Below are 16,766 nucleotides of genomic sequence, written 5' to 3'. Positions count from 1 at the left end.
TATTTTCACCAAATTAACAGTTTATCCCGACATGTGACGAATAACGCCGAATGAAGAAGGAGGCGAAATATCTCGTCCATTCTCTTCATACAATTGAAGAAAGGTTGTTGCATCATCTAAGGAGGTCATTCTCATGCCATGGTCAAGGAGGAGCCTATTAATCATTGTTTCGGCATTATCGGCTCTACTTTTAATTTTTTTGGCGCTTATAGGCTATGCCTCTCAGAACCGATTTCCCAGGGGAATGAGTCTGCACGGCTGGTCCATTGCCGGAGCCCCCTATTATTCAACCGTCGCCAAGCTGGAACAAGCGGCCCGGGAGTTCTCCCAAACCAAGATCGCTTTGACATCGGACCGCCCGGAGGCCCCTCCGAATACGTTAACTATGGAGCAGCTTGGAATCAGAATCGATATGGATCCCTTCTTCACTGTCCTGCAGCAGCTTCGCTCTGGAAACCGTTTCGAACAAGTAGGGAACCGCTGGAGACTTTCCGGGTCATCCTTAAAGCTTACCTTATTTTTTAATGACAATGCAATGCACAATATGTTGAAATCTGTATGGTCGGATATGTACAGCCAAACTCCCCAGGATGCCCGAAGAATGATTACGGAAGATGACCGGATTGAAATCATACCCGAGCAAACGGCATACCGTATAGATGAACAGGAGCTTAAGCGCAGAATTATGGAATGGTTTGATAAAGAGTGGAATGGCCTAAACGGCGAGATCGCCCAGGCTTCCATCCATCTGCCCCTGCTTGCCGAGAACCCGCAAGTGACGGCTGCAGATCTGAATGCCCAAGGCATTGACCGCAAGTTTAGTGAATTTACCACAGTATTCATGACTAATGAGGAAGGCCGAATGCACAATATTCAATCCGCCGCCCGCATAATGGATAACATGCTGCTGGGTCCGCAGGAGGTCTTCGACTACGGCCAAATCGTCCATAGGGCTGAAACGGAATTCGGCTTTAAGGAAGCCCCCGTTATTGTGAACGGGCAGCTTGTAACCGGAATCGGCGGCGGGATTTGCCAGGTGTCCAGCACGTTGTATAATGCCGCTCTGCGTGGCGGCCTGGAAATTGTGGAAAGAAGGAATCATACCCTTCCCGTCAGCTATGTCGAATTGGGTCAGGACGCCACTTATGCGGACGGATATATTAATTTCAAGTTCCGCAACAATACCGGCCGTCATTTGCTGATTAAGACAACCTTGATCGAAAACCGGCTGACCATCAAATTGTTCGGTCATACTCCAAGTCATATTACTTACGATGTAGAATCGGTTATAGTGAAAGAAGTGGAGCCTTCGGTGAAATACGTGTATAATCCCGGCCTGACCAGAGAGCAGCAGATTCAAAAAGGCAAGCCCGGCTATATTGTCGAAACTTATCGGCATAAGATTGAAAATGGGCAACGGACGGATTCCCAACTCATTTCCAAAGACACCTATGCCGCCCAGCCAACTCTCATCGCTACTCCTCATGACGCCAAAGCCGAGAACCCTTCCCAGCCGGCACCCATGGTAGAAGACGGGGTAAGGGGACGCTGATATCCAGGAAGGCAAAGCTGGCCCTGGTCCAATTACATTGGACCAGGGTCTTTTATTTATGACAAGTCATATGACTTCGGTGACTTGGCAGCGCTATCTTCTTCTAGTAATCTAAGTTTAGTGAAATGGAACAAAGAGGTGAGCAACCGATGTCCAAGGAAGATTTCTTCCGAGACCTTGAATATAAGCTGAAGGGCTTGCCGGAACAGGAACGGCGACAAATTCTGCAAGTGTATGAAGACCTGTTTCGGACGGCCGCCGAGAATGGCAAGGATGAACGCGAGGTAACCGCTTATCTGGGATTCGCTTCGGATCATCCCCCCCATGACCATCTAGCTGTTTATCCGCATCCAGCTATCGATAGCTCGCACCAAGGGATTCGGCCGTTGATAGCCAGCGTAGCTCTCGGATTATTTAATCTGATTATTGTTCTGCCGCCGTTTCTGGCCATTAGCGCATTACTGTTAGCCTTCTGCATCATGACGTTCGTCCTGCTGGCTCTGCCGCTGTTCATTTGGTGGTTCCCCTATGGGGATATTCTTTTTATTCACAAGCTGTTCTTAACTATGGCCGTGTTCGGTCTGGGCATGCTTACGGGCATCGCGTCATGGTATTCCGTCAAGTGGTACTTCATTGCCGTACGGAAATATATCCAAATTAACGTTAATCTGATAAAGGGGGAATAAGTCTTGAAACGTAAAGCAATCGCCTTTCTCGCCCTCTTTTCATTTGCATGCTTCCTGATTGGTTCCATCGGCTTTGCCGCTACCTATGTCTGGAAGCGGGGAGCAAGCACCCATGCCATTAGTACGGAATTTGGCCAGACCCGGGATTCGGCTGATGGCTGGAAACCGTTAACGTCCGAGAGCTCCGAGGAGGAGCAGACGTTCGATTCGTCTGACATTTCCCGCTTTTCCCTAAGGACCGATTTGGCCAAGCTTCAGTTTGTTACCAGCCCGTCCGATACGATTACTGTCCGTTTGACCAGCCAGTCTTCCGATAAATATAAGCCTGAAATCAAAGCTGAGCAGCGGGGTGATCATTTAAGTGTAGAGGTCCTCCATCCCGAACAGACAGGGTTTGGCCTCGATCGGATTCAGGATTTGCTTCAGAACAATAATAATCAGTCTCTGACGATGACCGTGGAGGTAGCGCTGCCTGATAAAGTTTTCTCCGAAGTCAGACTGCAGTCCGATATGGGGAGTATTGCTTTGGGAGGAATGAAAGCTGATAAGCTTCATATCCGAAGCGATGCAGGCTCCGTTCACCTGAATGATTATGTTGGAAAGAAGTTGGAGGTTAATACCAATATAGGCAGCATTCAGTTAAAGGAAATTGATGCGGAGATTAACGTTAGCAGCGATATAGGAAGTATCTCCGTTGAACAGTCCTCCATTCTCCATCCGTTGAACATCAAAAACGAAATTGGCAAGGTCGAGTTAATCGTCAGCGAAGTGGCACCTATGACGATGGAGCTTACAACCAGTATGGGCAGTATCCATACCAACCTCCCTGGGATGACAGAGGAAGAACGCCGCCGCACCTACTGGAAAGGATCCTACGGGAATAATGGTCCATCCGTGAAAATAAATACGGAGATCGGCAGTATAAGCGTTCTATCCAAGTAATGGAATCTTGCGCGCCGTTCGAATACTTACCTAACAAGCCCCCTTGCTGTTCACAGCAGGGGGGCTTGTTTATGAATGGTTGCTTGCTATTTATCCAGATGGGTCTGAACCCATTCTTCCGTCTTCCCGACGGCTTCCTCCGCCCGGCCAATCGCTTGCGCTACTTGCTCGGAGGCTGTTCCTCCGTAGACGTTGCGGGCATTGACCACCTGTTCCGGCTGCAGCACCTGATAAATATTGTCGTCGAACAGCTCGGAAAACTGCTTGAACTCGTCCAAAGTCAGGTCAAGCAAATATTTTTTGTTCTGAATGCAGTAAAGCACTGTCTTCCCGATAATTTCATGGGCTTGACGGAATGGAATCCCTTTATTCACCAGGTAATCGGCAATATCGGTCGCATTGGAGAAATCCTGATTGACTGCTTGTCTCATTCGGTCCCGGTTTACCTTCATGGTCGAAACCATAGGGGCGAATAATTGCAAGGCCCCCTGCAGCGTCTTGACGGTATCGAACATTCCTTCCTTATCTTCCTGCATGTCCTTGTTATAGGCTAACGGAAGCGCCTTGAGGACCGTCAGCAAGCCGACAAGATTGCCGTAGACCCGTCCGGTCTTGCCCCTTACCAATTCGGCCACGTCCGGATTCTTCTTCTGCGGCATGATGCTGCTGCCGGTGCAGAAGGCATCATCCAGCTCGATAAAGGCAAACTCGGTGCTGGACCACATCACCATCTCCTCGCACAGACGGGACAAGTGCATCATTATCATAGAAGCATTGGACAGAAATTCGATAATGAAATCCCGGTCGCTGACCGCATCCAGGCTGTTTTCATATACGCGGTCAAAGCCAAGCTGTTCGGCCACGAAATGGCGGTCGATCGGGAAAGTCGTACCGGCTAATGCTCCTGCCCCGAGCGGGAGAACATTAATCCGTTTGTAGCTGTCCTGAAGCCGTTCGATATCCCGTTGAAACATGGACACATAAGCCATCAGATGATGGGCGAACAGGATCGGCTGGGCCCTTTGCAAATGGGTATAGCCCGGAATGATTGTGTCCAGGTTGGCCTTGGCCTGTTCCAATAAGGCTAATTGAAGCTTATGCAGCATGCCGACAAATTCCACTACTCTTCTGCGCAGGTACAGATGCATATCCGTAGCTACCTGATCGTTCCGGCTGCGGCCTGTATGCAGCTTGCCTCCTACAGGACCGATTTCCTCGATCAAGGCCTTCTCAATGTTCATATGGATATCTTCGTCACTCACCGAAAATTCCATCTCACCGCGCTGAATCCGCTCCTGAACCTTGAGCAGTCCTTCCTTGATCCGCTCGGCATCGGCCTCCGGAACGATGCCGCACTTGGCCAGCATGGCAATATGGGCAAGGCTGCCTTGAATGTCTTCTTCCGCAAGCTCTTTATCAAATAGAATCGAAGCGGTATACTCTTCGACGAGCTGATCCGTTTTTTTGGTGAACCGGCCACCCCATAATTTTGACACTGTACTTCCCCTTTCCATCAACAAGCGAGCCGCACCAGGCGGCCCGCTGTTTTCCTATTTCTGCTTGCTCTGCTCGACACCCGAACCTACCTTCAAACGCAGTGCGTTCAGGTGAATAAATCCGGTGGCATCCGACTGATTGTAGGCTTGGGTCGGATCCGCCTCCATCGTTGCAATATCCGGATTGTACAGGCTCACCGGGCTCTTCACTCCAGCGGCAATGACGTTGCCTTTATACAGCTTGATGCGCACGGTACCCGTTACATTCTTCTGGCTTTCCGTCACCAATGCCTGAAGCGCAAGCCGCTCCGGAGCAAACCAGAATCCGTTATAGACCAAAGTGCTGTACTTGGAAATCAAGGAATCACGCAGATGCATAACGTCCCGGTCCATTGTCAGAGACTCCATTTTGCGGTGGGCATGGAATAAGATCGTTCCGCCCGGGGTCTCGTAAACGCCGCGGCTTTTCATGCCGACGAACCGGTTCTCGACCATATCGACGCGGCCAATTCCATGCTTGCCGCCGAGCTCGTTCAAGGTATCCATAACTTCAAGCGGAGTCATTTTCTTCCCGTTCAGAGCGACGCAGTTCCCCTGTTCAAACTCCAGCTCCAGGTATTCCGGGGTGTCGGGAGCGTCCTCCGGAGATACGCTTAATACGTACATATCTTTGCAAGAATCGGCGCTTGCGTCAAACCAAGGGTCTTCCAGCATGCCGCTCTCAAAGCTGATATGAAGCAAATTGCGATCCGTTGAATAAGGCTTGGAAGCCGTCGCCTGCACCGGAATGCCGTGCTTCTCCGCATACGCGATCATTTCGGCGCGTCCCGGGAATTGCTCACGGAACGACTCAAGACGCCACGGAGCGATCACGGAAATTTCAGGAGCCAACGCCGCGGCTGCCAGCTCGAAGCGGACCTGGTCATTCCCCTTGCCCGTAGCACCATGAGCGATAGCCGTCGCTCCTTCCGCTCTGGCGATCTCCACCATCCGCTTAGCGATAAGGGGGCGTGCGATGCTGGTGCCCAGCAAATACTGACCTTCGTACAAAGCACCTGCCTGAAACATCGGGAAGATAAAGTCACGGGCAAACTCGTCGCGCAAATCATCGATATACACTTTCGATGCCCCGGTCCGCAGTGCTTTTTCCTCCAGTCCGTCCAACTCGTCCTTCTGTCCGATATCCGCCGTGAACGCGATAATCTCCGCATCATAGGTTTCCTTCAACCATGCCAGAATTACAGAAGTATCCAATCCGCCGGAATAGGCGAGAACAATTTTATCTTTTGCCATGACTATTTCACCCTTCTCTATACTTGTTCGCATGGTGCCTAAGCTTTGCTGCCTTAAGCACATGGGTCCGTGAGCTACATAATGGCGGCCATAATTGCCTTCTGCGCATGCAGCCGGTTTTCCGCCTGATCGAATACGATGGAATGATTTCCGTCTATGATGCCTTCACTAACCTCTTCGCCACGATGAGCCGGCAGGCAATGCATGAATAGGTAATCCGGCTTCGCGTACTTAACCAGTTCCTCATTAACCTGATATTGGCTGAAAGCGGCGACTCGTTGAGCCTGCTCCTCTTCTTGCCCCATGCTCGCCCATACATCTGTATATATGATGTCCGCATCCGCTACCGCTTCTTTCGGATCGGTCACAATTTCCAGCTTGGAGCCGGTTTGCGCAGCGATTTCCCTGGAGACATCAACCATTTCGCGATCGGGTCCATAGCCTTCCGGAGAAGCCACAGAGACGTCCAGTCCCAGTTTACAGCCTCCCACCATCAGAGAGTGGGCCATATTGTTGCCATCGCCGATATAAGCCAGCTTAAGCCCCTGAAGCTTGCCCTTCTTCTCGAAGATGGTCTGGTAGTCAGCCAGCGCCTGGCAAGGATGGGACAGATCGGACAAACCGTTAATAACCGGGATGGTAGCCCCTCTAGCCAACTCAATAACAGTCCGGTGTGCAAACGTGCGGAACATAATGCCGTCCAGATAACGGGACAGGGTCTGAGCCGTGTCCCAGATTGTTTCCCCGCGGCCGATCTGCAAATCATTGCGGCTCAGGAATAGTGCGTGCCCGCCAAGCTGGTACATCCCCACCTCGAACGATACCCGCGTACGGGTCGAGGATTTTTCGAAGATCATGCCCAAAGTTTTTCCTTTGAGCGGCTGATAAACTTCTCCCTCTTTATTTTTCCGTTTCAGCTCTACGGCCAAGTCGATCAAGTATTGGATTTCTTCTGTGGTGTAATCGGCTAACCCGAGAAAGTCTCTTCCCTTCAAATTCAGCCCATTTTCGGATGATGTTAAATTTGTCATGTCATCGCTCCTTTCAAGTTGATTCCTTCAAAATAGTTTCGGCAGTTCAAAAGGAAATGTTCATGCCGATCTATTGACAGCGCCTCAAAGCACAAATAATTATTTAGTAATCGTTTCTCACTCTTTAACGGCGAGCGAATAGCCGGCCATCACCTTGCTGATGACGGCAATGCCTTCATCGAGCTCTTCCTTCGTAACCAGCAGGCTCGGAAGCAGACGAATAACATTGGGGCCCGCCGATACTACCAGTACCCCTTGCTCATGAATCTTCGCCAAGATGTCGGCTACCGGCTCGTGACATTCGATACCGATCAACAGCCCGAGACCGCGGACTTCCTTAACCAAAGGATGACCGTTCAACTCTTCCCTCAGCCGGTTCATGGCGTATTGTCCCATTTCCGCTGCCCGCTCGGACAGCTTGCCTTCCAGAAGCGTCTCTACGGTAGCTATCCCTGCGGCCGTAGCTATAGGCGTTCCTCCGAAGGTAGATCCATGGCTTCCTGCGCCGAAGGCCTCCTTCAGCTTCTCCTTGCCGAGCATGGCCCCTATTGGGAAGCCGCTGCCCAGAGCCTTCGCTAAGGTAAAGATATCCGGTTCAATTCCGTAATGCTCATGGGCGAACCATTTCCCTGTGCGGCCCATTCCGGTTTGGATCTCATCAACGATGAGCAGCAGGTTGTGCTCCTTGCACAATCTGGCCACTTCTTGAACAAATTCGGGCTCCGCTATCCGTACCCCGCCCTCAGCCTGAACCATCTCCAGCATGATAGCACACGTCTTGTCGGTAATGTAACCGGATAGCGCAGATGCATCGTTAAACGGTGCATAAACAAAGCCTTGAGGAAGAGGCTGGAACCCCTCCTGCACTTTCTCCTGACCGGTTGCGGTCAATGTAGCCAAGGTCCGGCCATGAAAGGACTGTCTGAAGGTGATGATCTCGTACCGTCCGGTTCCGAGCACCTTCTGATGATATCTGCGCGCCAGCTTGATCGCCGCTTCATTAGCTTCCGCTCCGCTGTTGCAGAAGAAGACGGCATCCGCACAGCTTACATCTGTCAGCAGCTTAGCAAGCTTCTCCTGATTAGGAATATGAAATAAATTACTGACATGCCATAAGTCATCCAACTGCGCTACAAGCTTCTTCTTCACTTGGGCGGGAGAATGCCCCAGGCTGGTGACGGCTAAACCGCTCATCAAATCCAAATAACATTTGCCCGTATCATCCCAAAGCCGGCTGCCCTCTCCCTTAACCAAGGTTATCGGATACCGGGCATAGGTTGGAAATAAAGAGCTCTTATTGCTTGCTTCCCCCATCGTTTGTTCCCTCCCGTCTAAAAATGCATATATTATGTTCATCCAGAACTTAGTCTGGATTTCCCATTTTTAGTTAAATAACGATCATGCTTCCTTAACAATCCTCGTCCCGATGGCTTCGCCTTGTATGACTTTGCTCAGCACTTCCGGCACCGTGCCGTCGACAATGACGACTTCCCGTACCTGCCCCTGTATGCACTGCACAGCCGCCCGAACCTTCGGAATCATTCCGCCGTAGATTTCCCCGCTCTCGATCATTTGATCGATTTCCTGCACGGTTACAGATGGCAGAACCTTCTTTTCTCCGTCAACGGTTTTCATAACCCCCGGCACGTCGGTAACAACGATCATACGCTCCACTCCGACTCGGGAAGCGACCGCCCCTGCAGCCGTATCCGCATTAATATTAAACCGCTGGCTTCCGTCCTCGCCGATTCCTATCGGAGCAATGACCGGAATATACCCCATGGAGACAATCCCCTGGATCAATTCAGCATTGACGGCCGTAACGTCCCCGACCCAGCCGACCTCTTCCGTGTTATCCACCGGTTTGGCTTGAATCAGTTGGCCATCGACTCCGGACAAACCAAGGGCTTTAGCCCCCGATTCTTGGATTTTACGTACAATTTCTTTATTAATCCGTCCGGCAAGCACCATCTCAACGACATCCAGCACCTCTTCGCTTGTTTTGCGCAGACCGTTAACGAACACGGATTCAATGCCCAATTGCTCAAGTGTGCTGGAAATAGCCGGTCCGCCGCCGTGTACGATGACCGGGATAGCTCCTTCCTGCTGCAGCTTCCTCATGTCGTCAAAGAAAGAAGACGGAAGAGCCGCCAGAGTGCTGCCTCCGCATTTAATAACAAAACAATGGTAACTCATAACTCCACCTGCTTTCCTCACGCTGCTATCAACACAAGTTATGTCGTAGCGTTATTCTGAATCCTTCATCCTTCAGGATGAAAACGACCCTTGCAGGAGCAGTGGACACCTATCCCTCACGTTCTTGACTTCATTGAATATTGGCGTCCAGACTGCTTTCTTGCCTATATATCTATTAAAGTTAATAAATGCCTTATTAAGTCCGATAAGCCGCATTAATCCGCACGTAATCATAGGTTAAATCACAGCCCCAGGCCGTAGCCTGATGTGTTCCCATATGAAGATCGACATGGATCCCTACCAGATCGCCCTTTAAATACTCGGCAGCCCGCTCCTCATCGAATTTCACGGGTCGCGATTGCTCAAGCACCGATATGTCGCCAATGCGTATATCGACCGTCTCCGTGTTGATCGGCTGACCGGCTCGGCCGGCGGCTGCAATAATCCGTCCCCAGTTCGCATCGGCCCCGAAACAGGCAGACTTGACGAGGCTCGATCCCACGATGGTCTTGGCGATAGCCCGCGCCGCCTCTATCGAGGCCGCTCCGTTCACCTGCACCTCGACCAGCTTGGTCGCTCCTTCTCCGTCCCGGGCAATTGCCTTCGCCAAATATTCGCTCACATGCCGGAAGCCTGCCGCGAAGGCTTCCCAGTCCGGATGGCCCGGCGCCAGCTTTGCACTGCCGGACAATCCGCTTGCCATGGCCACGACCATGTCGTTCGTGCTCGTATCCCCGTCCACCGTAATCATGTTGAACGTAGAATCCGTCACCCCGCTGAGCAGCTTCTGCAATGGATCCGCATCGATATTCGCATCGGTCGTAATAAACCCGAGCATCGTGGCCATGTTCGGATGTATCATCCCCGAACCTTTAGCCGCTCCGGCGATATAAACCGGACGTCCATCCACTGTAACCTTGACGCAGATCATCTTCTGAACCAGATCGGTCGTCAGAATGGCCTGGCAGAAATCGTCGCTGCCGTCAAGCTTTACCCGCTCCGGAAGTCGGGCGATGCCCGCACCCAATTTATCCATCGGCAGCAGCTCGCCGATAACGCCGGTGGAGGCGACCCCGACAAGATGCTCCTCCACGCCGAACGCTTGGGCCGCGGCCGCACGCATAGTTCGGGCATCCTCTTCTCCTTGCTTGCCCGTGCATGCGTTAGCGTTACCGCTGTTGACAACGACAGCCTGCAGCTTGCCTCCGGCAGCCAGGCTCTCCCGGGTTACCTTAAGCGGTGCCGCCTGAAAAGCGTTAAGCGTGTAAACCGCGGCCGCAGCCGCCGGTACCTCGCAAACGACCGCACCCAAGTCGTAGCGTTCCACCTTCTTCAGCCCGCAATGAAGGCCGCCTGCCCGAAAACCCGCGGGCGTCGTCAGGCCGCCGTCGGGCACGACAGTAAATTGCTCATGATCATTCATTCTGGTTCACCTTTCCTCATCATTACGGGTAGACCGGAGTAAATTCCAAACCGGTAGTCTCATCCCAACCCATCATCAGATTCAAATTTTGAATCGCTTGCCCGGCAGCGCCCTTAACCAGGTTGTCAATGACAGAAACGATCGTCACCCGGCCCGTACGCTCGTCTACGGAAAATCCGATATCGCAATAATTGGAGCCCCATACCTCTTTAGTTGCGGGCCATTGGCCGGATGGACGAATTCGGACAAACGGCCGGCCTTTATAATATTCGCGATACAAGTCGATGAACTCCTCATCGCTTTTGGAATCCGTCAACTGGGCATACATCGTGCTGAGAATCCCTCTAGTCATTGGAACCAGGTGGGTAGTGAATGTCGTCAGCACTTCCTTGCCGGCAATCTGGCTTAACACCTGCTCAATCTCAGGCGTATGCTGGTGCCGGTTCACCTTGTAGGCCAGGAAATTCTCGTTCATTTCCGAATAATGGAACGATTGGCTTAACCCCCTGCCTGCACCGGATACACCCGATTTAGCGTCAACTATAATCGTCGAAGGATCAATCCAGCCGGCATTCACGGCCGGGATCAGACCCAACAGGGTGGCCGTCGGGTAGCAGCCCGGGTTCGAAATAAAATCGGCATCGCGGCATTGTTCACCGAACACTTCGGCCAGACCGTAAACCGCCTTCGCCAAGTAGACCTCATCCGCCGCTTTGCGCTTATAATATTTTTCATACACAGCCGGCGACTTCAAACGGAAATCCCCGGACAGGTCAATAACCTTCAACCCTGCATCCAGCAGCTGGGGAACAAGCTCGGCACTTACTCCGTGCGGTGTCGCCGCGAACACAACATCCGCCTTCTGCTTGATTAAAGGAATATCAACGGCATCCAAATGATCTACTATAATTTCTCTTAAATGGGGAAACCCGTCAGACAGCGGTTTTCCCACACTCGATGAAGATATAACCGATGTAATCTCCACATTGGGATGCCTTAACAAAAAACGAATCAGCTCCACCCCGCCATATCCGGTGGAACCAATAATGGCCGCTCTTATCGATGAATTCATAATCTAAGCCCCTCCTCCATGCAACCAAGGATAAACGGCTACTGCCGTCCTTTGGACAATCGCGTTTACCGATGAAATTATAAGAACAAGTATAAGGTGAAACTTATACTTTCTTATATTTGAATAAAAAAACTTATGTATCATTATACGTCCTGTGGTATAAAAATTCAATCAGCTATTTTATCGACCCTTCTATTTTACATATTTAGCCGTTCACTTTAAACCCTTCTCCCAAAACTTCCTTAGTATCGCTGATGATGACAAATGCATTCGGGTCTACCGTCTTGACAATGGTCTTTAACCGCGAGACTTCAGATTGATTCAAGACGACCATGAGGACCATTCTCTCATCACCCGTATAGCCCCCCAGCCCCTGCAGCTTGGTCAAGCCACGGTCTAGGTCGACCAGCACCGCCTGGGATAGACTGTCGACTTCCTTAGATATAATGAAGGCTACTTTAGAGAAATTAAAGCCCGATTGGATAAGGTCGATCGTTTTACTCGTGACGTACAGTCCGATCAAGGCATACAGAGCCTTCTCGGGAGAAAAAACAAGGCCGGCCGTCAATATTACCAGTCCATCCAGCAAAGCCACGGCTACTCCCAGGCTGAGGCCTGTATAACGGTGAATTAGTTGGGAAGCCAGCGCCAATCCTCCTGTCGATCCCCTGGCCCTGAAGACGACCCCCAATCCGATCCCCGTCAGAATCCCTCCGTATAAGGACGCCAGCAGCACGTTATCTGTCGGAGAAGGCATTCCTTCCGTCAGAAGCACGAATAAGGGAAACGCTACCGTGCCGATTGCGGTTTTAATGGCGAAATCCCGACCCAGAAATTTAAAGCCCGCGACAAAAAGCAGGACATTAAGGGTCCATTGGATGAAAGCTGGCTTGATACCCGTTACATGCTGAACGATAGTCGATATTCCCGCAACCCCGCCGGAAGCGACCTGATTCGGGTTCAGAAACACATTAAAGCTAAGAGCCATAATGAAAGCACCGATGAACAGCAGTACGTATTCTGTTATCAGCGAAGGAGCGGAAAGAGCCGGGGATTTGAATCTGTCTCTATTTTTATTTGACCCCCCGCTTCTTTCCATCCCTCTCCCCTGATTTCCTTCTCTGTTGTTGTCATTGTCCCTGCTCAACAGTCCCACCTCTTTATAAATCGCTTAAGACAGCTCTTTCGCATCTGCATAAAAACATCCTACACATTTCATTTATGTGTAGGATGTTACATAGATGTTAGGTTTATGTCGATTCCCGATCCGGTTTCTTGTCAATCTGGTGGCGAAGATAGGCATCGATCAGAAAATCGATTTCTCCGTCCATGACTGCTCCAATGTTTCCGGATTCCGCTTGGGTCCTGTGATCCTTAACCATACTGTATGGGTGGAAAACGTAGGAACGAATCTGGCTTCCCCAGCCGATCTCCCGCTGCTCTCCACGAATTTCCGCCAAATGCTGACGTTGTTCCTCAATTTTCTTCTCGTAAAGCTTGGAGCGAAGAATTTTCATCGCACGTTCCCTATTCTTGATCTGGGACCGTTCCGTCTGGCAGGTTACCACGATTCCAGTAGGCAAGTGGGTAATCCGGACCGCGGAATCGGTTGTATTGACGTGCTGGCCTCCGGCCCCGCTGGAGCGGTACGTATCGATCTTCAGCTCCTCTGGGCGGATCCCCACCTCCACATCATCATCGATTTCCGGAACGACGTCGCAGGATACGAAAGAAGTATGCCTTCTTCCCGACGCGTCAAAAGGCGAAATCCGGACCAGACGGTGAACTCCCTTCTCGGCCTTCAGATACCCATAAGCATTGTAGCCCTTAATCAGCAGAGTGACGCTCTTCACCCCAGCCTCGTCTCCAGGCAGATAATCCAGTACCTCGACCTTAAAGTTGTGCTTCTCCGCCCATCTCCTATACATCCGGAGCAGCAGCTCCGCCCAATCCTGGGATTCGGTGCCGCCGGCCCCCGGATGAAGCTCGAGAATAGCGTTCATCCGGTCGTAAGGCTCATTGAGCAGAAGCTGAAGCTCATAGTTCTGAAGCTTCTCCTCAAGTTGAGCAACGCCTGCCTCGAGTTCTTCGAGCATGCCCTCATCGTTTTCCTCTTCGGCCAGCATCATCATAACTTCCAGGTCTTCGTATTCTTTGGACAGAGCTTCGAATTCGGCCACCACATCCTTGACCGCATTGAGCTCGGCGATCAGCTTCTGAGCACGCTCATTATCGTCCCAGAAATCGGGGGCGCTCATCTTTTCCTCGAAATCGGCAATCTGTTCATGCTTGTAATCTAAGTCAAAGAGACCCCCGTAATTCAAGTATTCGCCTTGCCATTTCTTTCAAGCTATGCTTCCAACTGCTGTCGATCATAGCATACACCTCTTTCATAATTAGTCATCGTTGTTATTGGGGTATCCATGGGGCTGATACCGGGCTGTTCAGTGTCTGGATAGTTTATGCTGACGAAATTCGCTTACTTGCCGCAGCATTGCTTATATTTCTTCCCGCTTCCGCAAGGACAAGCGTCGTTGCGGCCAATTTTATCCTCTTTCTTAACCACAGGCCGCTTAGCTTGAGGCTCACCGCTCGGATTGACCGCCTGACCTTCAGCCACGGCCTTTCTTTCGAGGTTCGTCTCGACGTGAGCTTTCATTATATAAGTAGCAACTTCTTCCTGAATGCTCTCGATCATTTGTTGGAACATTTCGAACCCTTCGAATTGATACTCTCTCAGCGGGTCTGTTCCGCCGTAGGCTCTGAGGTGAATTCCTTGGCGAAGCTGGTCCATCGCGTCGATATGGTCCATCCACTTGCTATCCACTGCCCGAAGCACAACGACCTTCTCAAACTCGCGCATATATTCTTGGCCAATTTCCTGTTCTCTTTCCTCGTACTGCTCGAGAACCTTGGCTTTAATATACTCAATGATTTCTTCCTTCTCTTTGCCCCACAGCTCATCTGAAGTAAGCGTTCCTTCTTTGAGGAAGGTGGCGTTGGCATAATCGGCAACGGCCTGCAAATCCCATTCTTCGGGAACCTGGTCGCCCGGACAATGTGCTTCGACTATTCTCTCGATGACCGGGTAGATCATATTAAGAGTGATCTCACGGATATTCTCCGATTCGAGCACTTCCCGGCGCTGCTTATAGATAATATTCCGCTGTTGGTTCATGACGTCGTCATACTGCAGGACGATCTTGCGCACATCGAAGTTGTTGCCTTCCACGCGTTTCTGCGCAGATTCGATAGCCTTCGTAATGAGGCGGCTTTCGATTTCCTGATCTTCCTCGAACCCGAGCCGGTCCATCATTCCCATAATATTCTCTGCACCGAAACGGCGCATCAATTCATCCTCGAGTGACAGGAAGAACTGAGAGGAGCCTGGGTCTCCCTGACGTCCGGAACGTCCACGAAGCTGGTTATCAATCCTGCGGCTCTCGTGTCTTTCCGTACCTATAATATGCAGACCGCCAAGCTCGGCTACTCCTTCCCCGAGCAAGATGTCGGTTCCGCGTCCCGCCATGTTGGTGGCAATCGTTACGGCACCGGGTTGACCAGCCCGAGAGACGATTTCCGCTTCTTCCGCATGATATTTCGCGTTCAGAACCTTATGAGGCACGCCCTTCTTCTTAAGCATATCCGACAGGCGCTCGGAATTCTCGATCGATACGGTACCTACGAGCACAGGCTGCTTATTCTTGTGCCGCTCTACTATTTGATCCACCACTGCCCTAAATTTGCTGTTGATGGATTTATAGACTACGTCCGGCATATCTTTACGAATCATCGGACGATTTGTCGGGACGACAATAACATCAAGGCCGTAAATTTTCTTGAATTCCTCTTCTTCCGTCTTGGCCGTACCGGTCATTCCCGCCAGCTTCTGATACATGCGGAAATAGTTCTGGAAGGTTATAGTCGCCAGGGTCATGCTTTCATTCTGAACCTTAAGCTTCTCCTTCGCTTCAATAGCCTGGTGGAGTCCTTCGCTATAGCGTCGGCCAGTCATAAGGCGCCCCGTAAACTCATCGACAATAACGACTTCATCGTCTTGAACGACGTAGTCGATATCTCTCTTCATTATTACATGTGCTTTCAAAGCTTGCGTGACATGGTGGTTGAGCGTGACATTCTGATGGTCAAACAGGTTTTCGATGCCGAAGGCTCTTTCCGCCTTGGCTACGCCCTCTTCGGTCAAAGTAACGGAACGCATCTTGATATCTACGGTGTAGTCCTCTTCCGCCTTCAGTCCGCTTACAAACCGGTCAGCTGCATAATACAGATCTGTCGATTTGGCCGCCTGCCCCGAGATGATCAGAGGGGTCCGGGCTTCGTCAATCAAGATTGAATCGACCTCATCGATGATGGCAAAATTCAATGGACGCTGGACCATCTGTTCCTTATACAGAACCATGTTATCGCGGAGATAATCGAAGCCGAATTCGTTGTTCGTCCCGTAAGTAATATCACAGGCATAAGCCGCCTGCTTCTGAGCATGGTCCATATTATTGAGGTTAAGCCCGACGGTCATACCCAGGAAGGTATAAATTTTACCCATTTCCTCACAACCAACGGTCGCCAAATAATCGTTGACGGTGACCAGATGGACTCCTTTACCGGACAGAGCATTAAGATAAACCGGCAGGGTAGCCACCAATGTCTTCCCTTCCCCGGTCTTCATCTCCGCTATGCGTCCTTCGTGCAGAACCATGCCTCCAATTAACTGGACGTCAAAATGCCGCTTGCCCAAAGTTCTCTTGGAAGCCTCCCGCACGGTCGCATAAGCTTCAGGTAGCAGGTCATCCAGCGTTTCCCCTTTGTCCAGCCGCTCTTTGAACTCGTCGGTCTTAGCCCGCAGCTGTTCATCGGACAGCACCTCGAACTTAGGCTCCATCTGATTAATCTGTTCTACGGTCTTGAGCATTCTTTTTATTTCACGTTCGTTTGAATCGCCAAATATTTTCTTAACAAGTCCTAGCATGGGTTTGCCCCTTTCAACAGTGAAAATTCACAAAAGACAAGTATACAGAAATTGTAACAGTTTGCTCTTAAAGCCGCAAGAACAGGAA

13 protein-coding genes are annotated in these 16,766 nt (G+C 50.9%); 3 read left to right on the top strand and 10 right to left on the bottom strand.

The window, feature by feature from the left end:
* The first annotated feature begins 133 nt into the window (after positions 1-133).
* The 3 genes from ACFQ03_RS15225 to ACFQ03_RS15215 all read left to right on the top strand — a co-directional run bounded on the left by ACFQ03_RS15225 (position 134) and on the right by ACFQ03_RS15215 (position 3,180).
* Positions 134-1,552: a VanW family protein gene (locus tag ACFQ03_RS15225; RefSeq protein WP_144934233.1), complete on the top strand. Its 1,419-nt coding sequence runs from the start codon at positions 134-136 to the stop codon at positions 1,550-1,552.
* Positions 1,553-1,701: 149 nt separating this feature from the next.
* Positions 1,702-2,238, top strand: coding sequence for an HAAS signaling domain-containing protein (locus tag ACFQ03_RS15220; protein ID WP_186328264.1), 537 nt, complete (start codon positions 1,702-1,704; stop codon positions 2,236-2,238).
* Positions 2,239-2,241: 3 nt separating this feature from the next.
* The gene (locus ACFQ03_RS15215) at positions 2,242-3,180 is read left to right on the top strand and encodes a DUF4097 family beta strand repeat-containing protein (protein WP_379289200.1); all 939 of its coding nucleotides are present in this window, start codon (positions 2,242-2,244) and stop codon (positions 3,178-3,180) included.
* Between the two features lie 86 nt (positions 3,181-3,266).
* Here the strand turns inward: ACFQ03_RS15215 and argH are convergent, their stop codons facing one another.
* The 10 genes from argH to secA all read right to left on the bottom strand — a co-directional run bounded on the left by argH (position 3,267) and on the right by secA (position 16,678).
* The gene (gene argH, locus ACFQ03_RS15210; protein ID WP_144934239.1) at positions 3,267-4,676 is read right to left on the bottom strand and encodes an argininosuccinate lyase; all 1,410 of its coding nucleotides are present in this window, start codon (positions 4,674-4,676) and stop codon (positions 3,267-3,269) included.
* Between the two features lie 54 nt (positions 4,677-4,730).
* The gene (locus ACFQ03_RS15205; RefSeq protein WP_144934241.1) at positions 4,731-5,969 is read right to left on the bottom strand and encodes an argininosuccinate synthase; all 1,239 of its coding nucleotides are present in this window, start codon (positions 5,967-5,969) and stop codon (positions 4,731-4,733) included.
* A 74-nt stretch (positions 5,970-6,043) separates the two neighbouring features.
* Positions 6,044-7,000, bottom strand: a complete 957-nt coding sequence (argF, locus tag ACFQ03_RS15200; RefSeq protein ID WP_144934243.1) for an ornithine carbamoyltransferase — start codon at positions 6,998-7,000, stop codon at positions 6,044-6,046.
* A gap of 117 nt (positions 7,001-7,117) precedes the next feature.
* On the bottom strand, positions 7,118-8,314 hold the full coding sequence (locus tag ACFQ03_RS15195) for an acetylornithine transaminase (protein ID WP_379289197.1): 1,197 nt from the start codon (positions 8,312-8,314) through the stop codon (positions 7,118-7,120).
* 84 nt (positions 8,315-8,398) lie between these two features.
* Positions 8,399-9,196, bottom strand: a complete 798-nt coding sequence (gene argB, locus ACFQ03_RS15190; protein WP_144934247.1) for an acetylglutamate kinase — start codon at positions 9,194-9,196, stop codon at positions 8,399-8,401.
* Between the two features lie 196 nt (positions 9,197-9,392).
* A complete protein-coding gene (argJ, locus tag ACFQ03_RS15185) occupies positions 9,393-10,619 on the bottom strand; it encodes a bifunctional glutamate N-acetyltransferase/amino-acid acetyltransferase ArgJ (RefSeq protein ID WP_379289194.1) in 1,227 nt (408 codons plus the stop codon).
* A gap of 22 nt (positions 10,620-10,641) precedes the next feature.
* On the bottom strand, positions 10,642-11,691 hold the full coding sequence (argC, locus tag ACFQ03_RS15180) for an N-acetyl-gamma-glutamyl-phosphate reductase (RefSeq protein WP_379289192.1): 1,050 nt from the start codon (positions 11,689-11,691) through the stop codon (positions 10,642-10,644).
* 205 nt (positions 11,692-11,896) lie between these two features.
* Positions 11,897-12,790 carry a YitT family protein gene (locus ACFQ03_RS15175; protein ID WP_144934352.1) on the bottom strand — a complete coding sequence of 298 codons (894 nt, stop codon included), beginning with the start codon at positions 12,788-12,790 and terminating at the stop codon, positions 11,897-11,899.
* A 151-nt stretch (positions 12,791-12,941) separates the two neighbouring features.
* Positions 12,942-14,067, bottom strand: a protein-coding gene (gene prfB / locus ACFQ03_RS15170; RefSeq protein WP_144934253.1) for a peptide chain release factor 2 whose coding sequence is annotated in 2 segments (ribosomal slippage) — positions 12,942-13,994 and positions 13,996-14,067 — 1,125 coding nt in all. Because the reading frame shifts where the segments join, the coding sequence is not laid out codon by codon here.
* Between the two features lie 103 nt (positions 14,068-14,170).
* Positions 14,171-16,678, bottom strand: coding sequence for a preprotein translocase subunit SecA (gene secA, locus ACFQ03_RS15165; RefSeq protein ID WP_150959398.1), 2,508 nt, complete (start codon positions 16,676-16,678; stop codon positions 14,171-14,173).
* Between the last annotated feature and the right edge of the window lie 88 nt (positions 16,679-16,766).

Origin of the sequence: Paenibacillus residui (assembly GCF_042677205.1) — a bacterium.
In the GTDB taxonomy this organism is placed as follows: domain Bacteria; phylum Bacillota; class Bacilli; order Paenibacillales; family NBRC-103111; genus Paenibacillus_L; species Paenibacillus_L residui.
The sequence above is the reverse complement of the archived record's forward strand: the minus strand, read 5'-3'. Positions and strand labels throughout refer to the sequence as shown.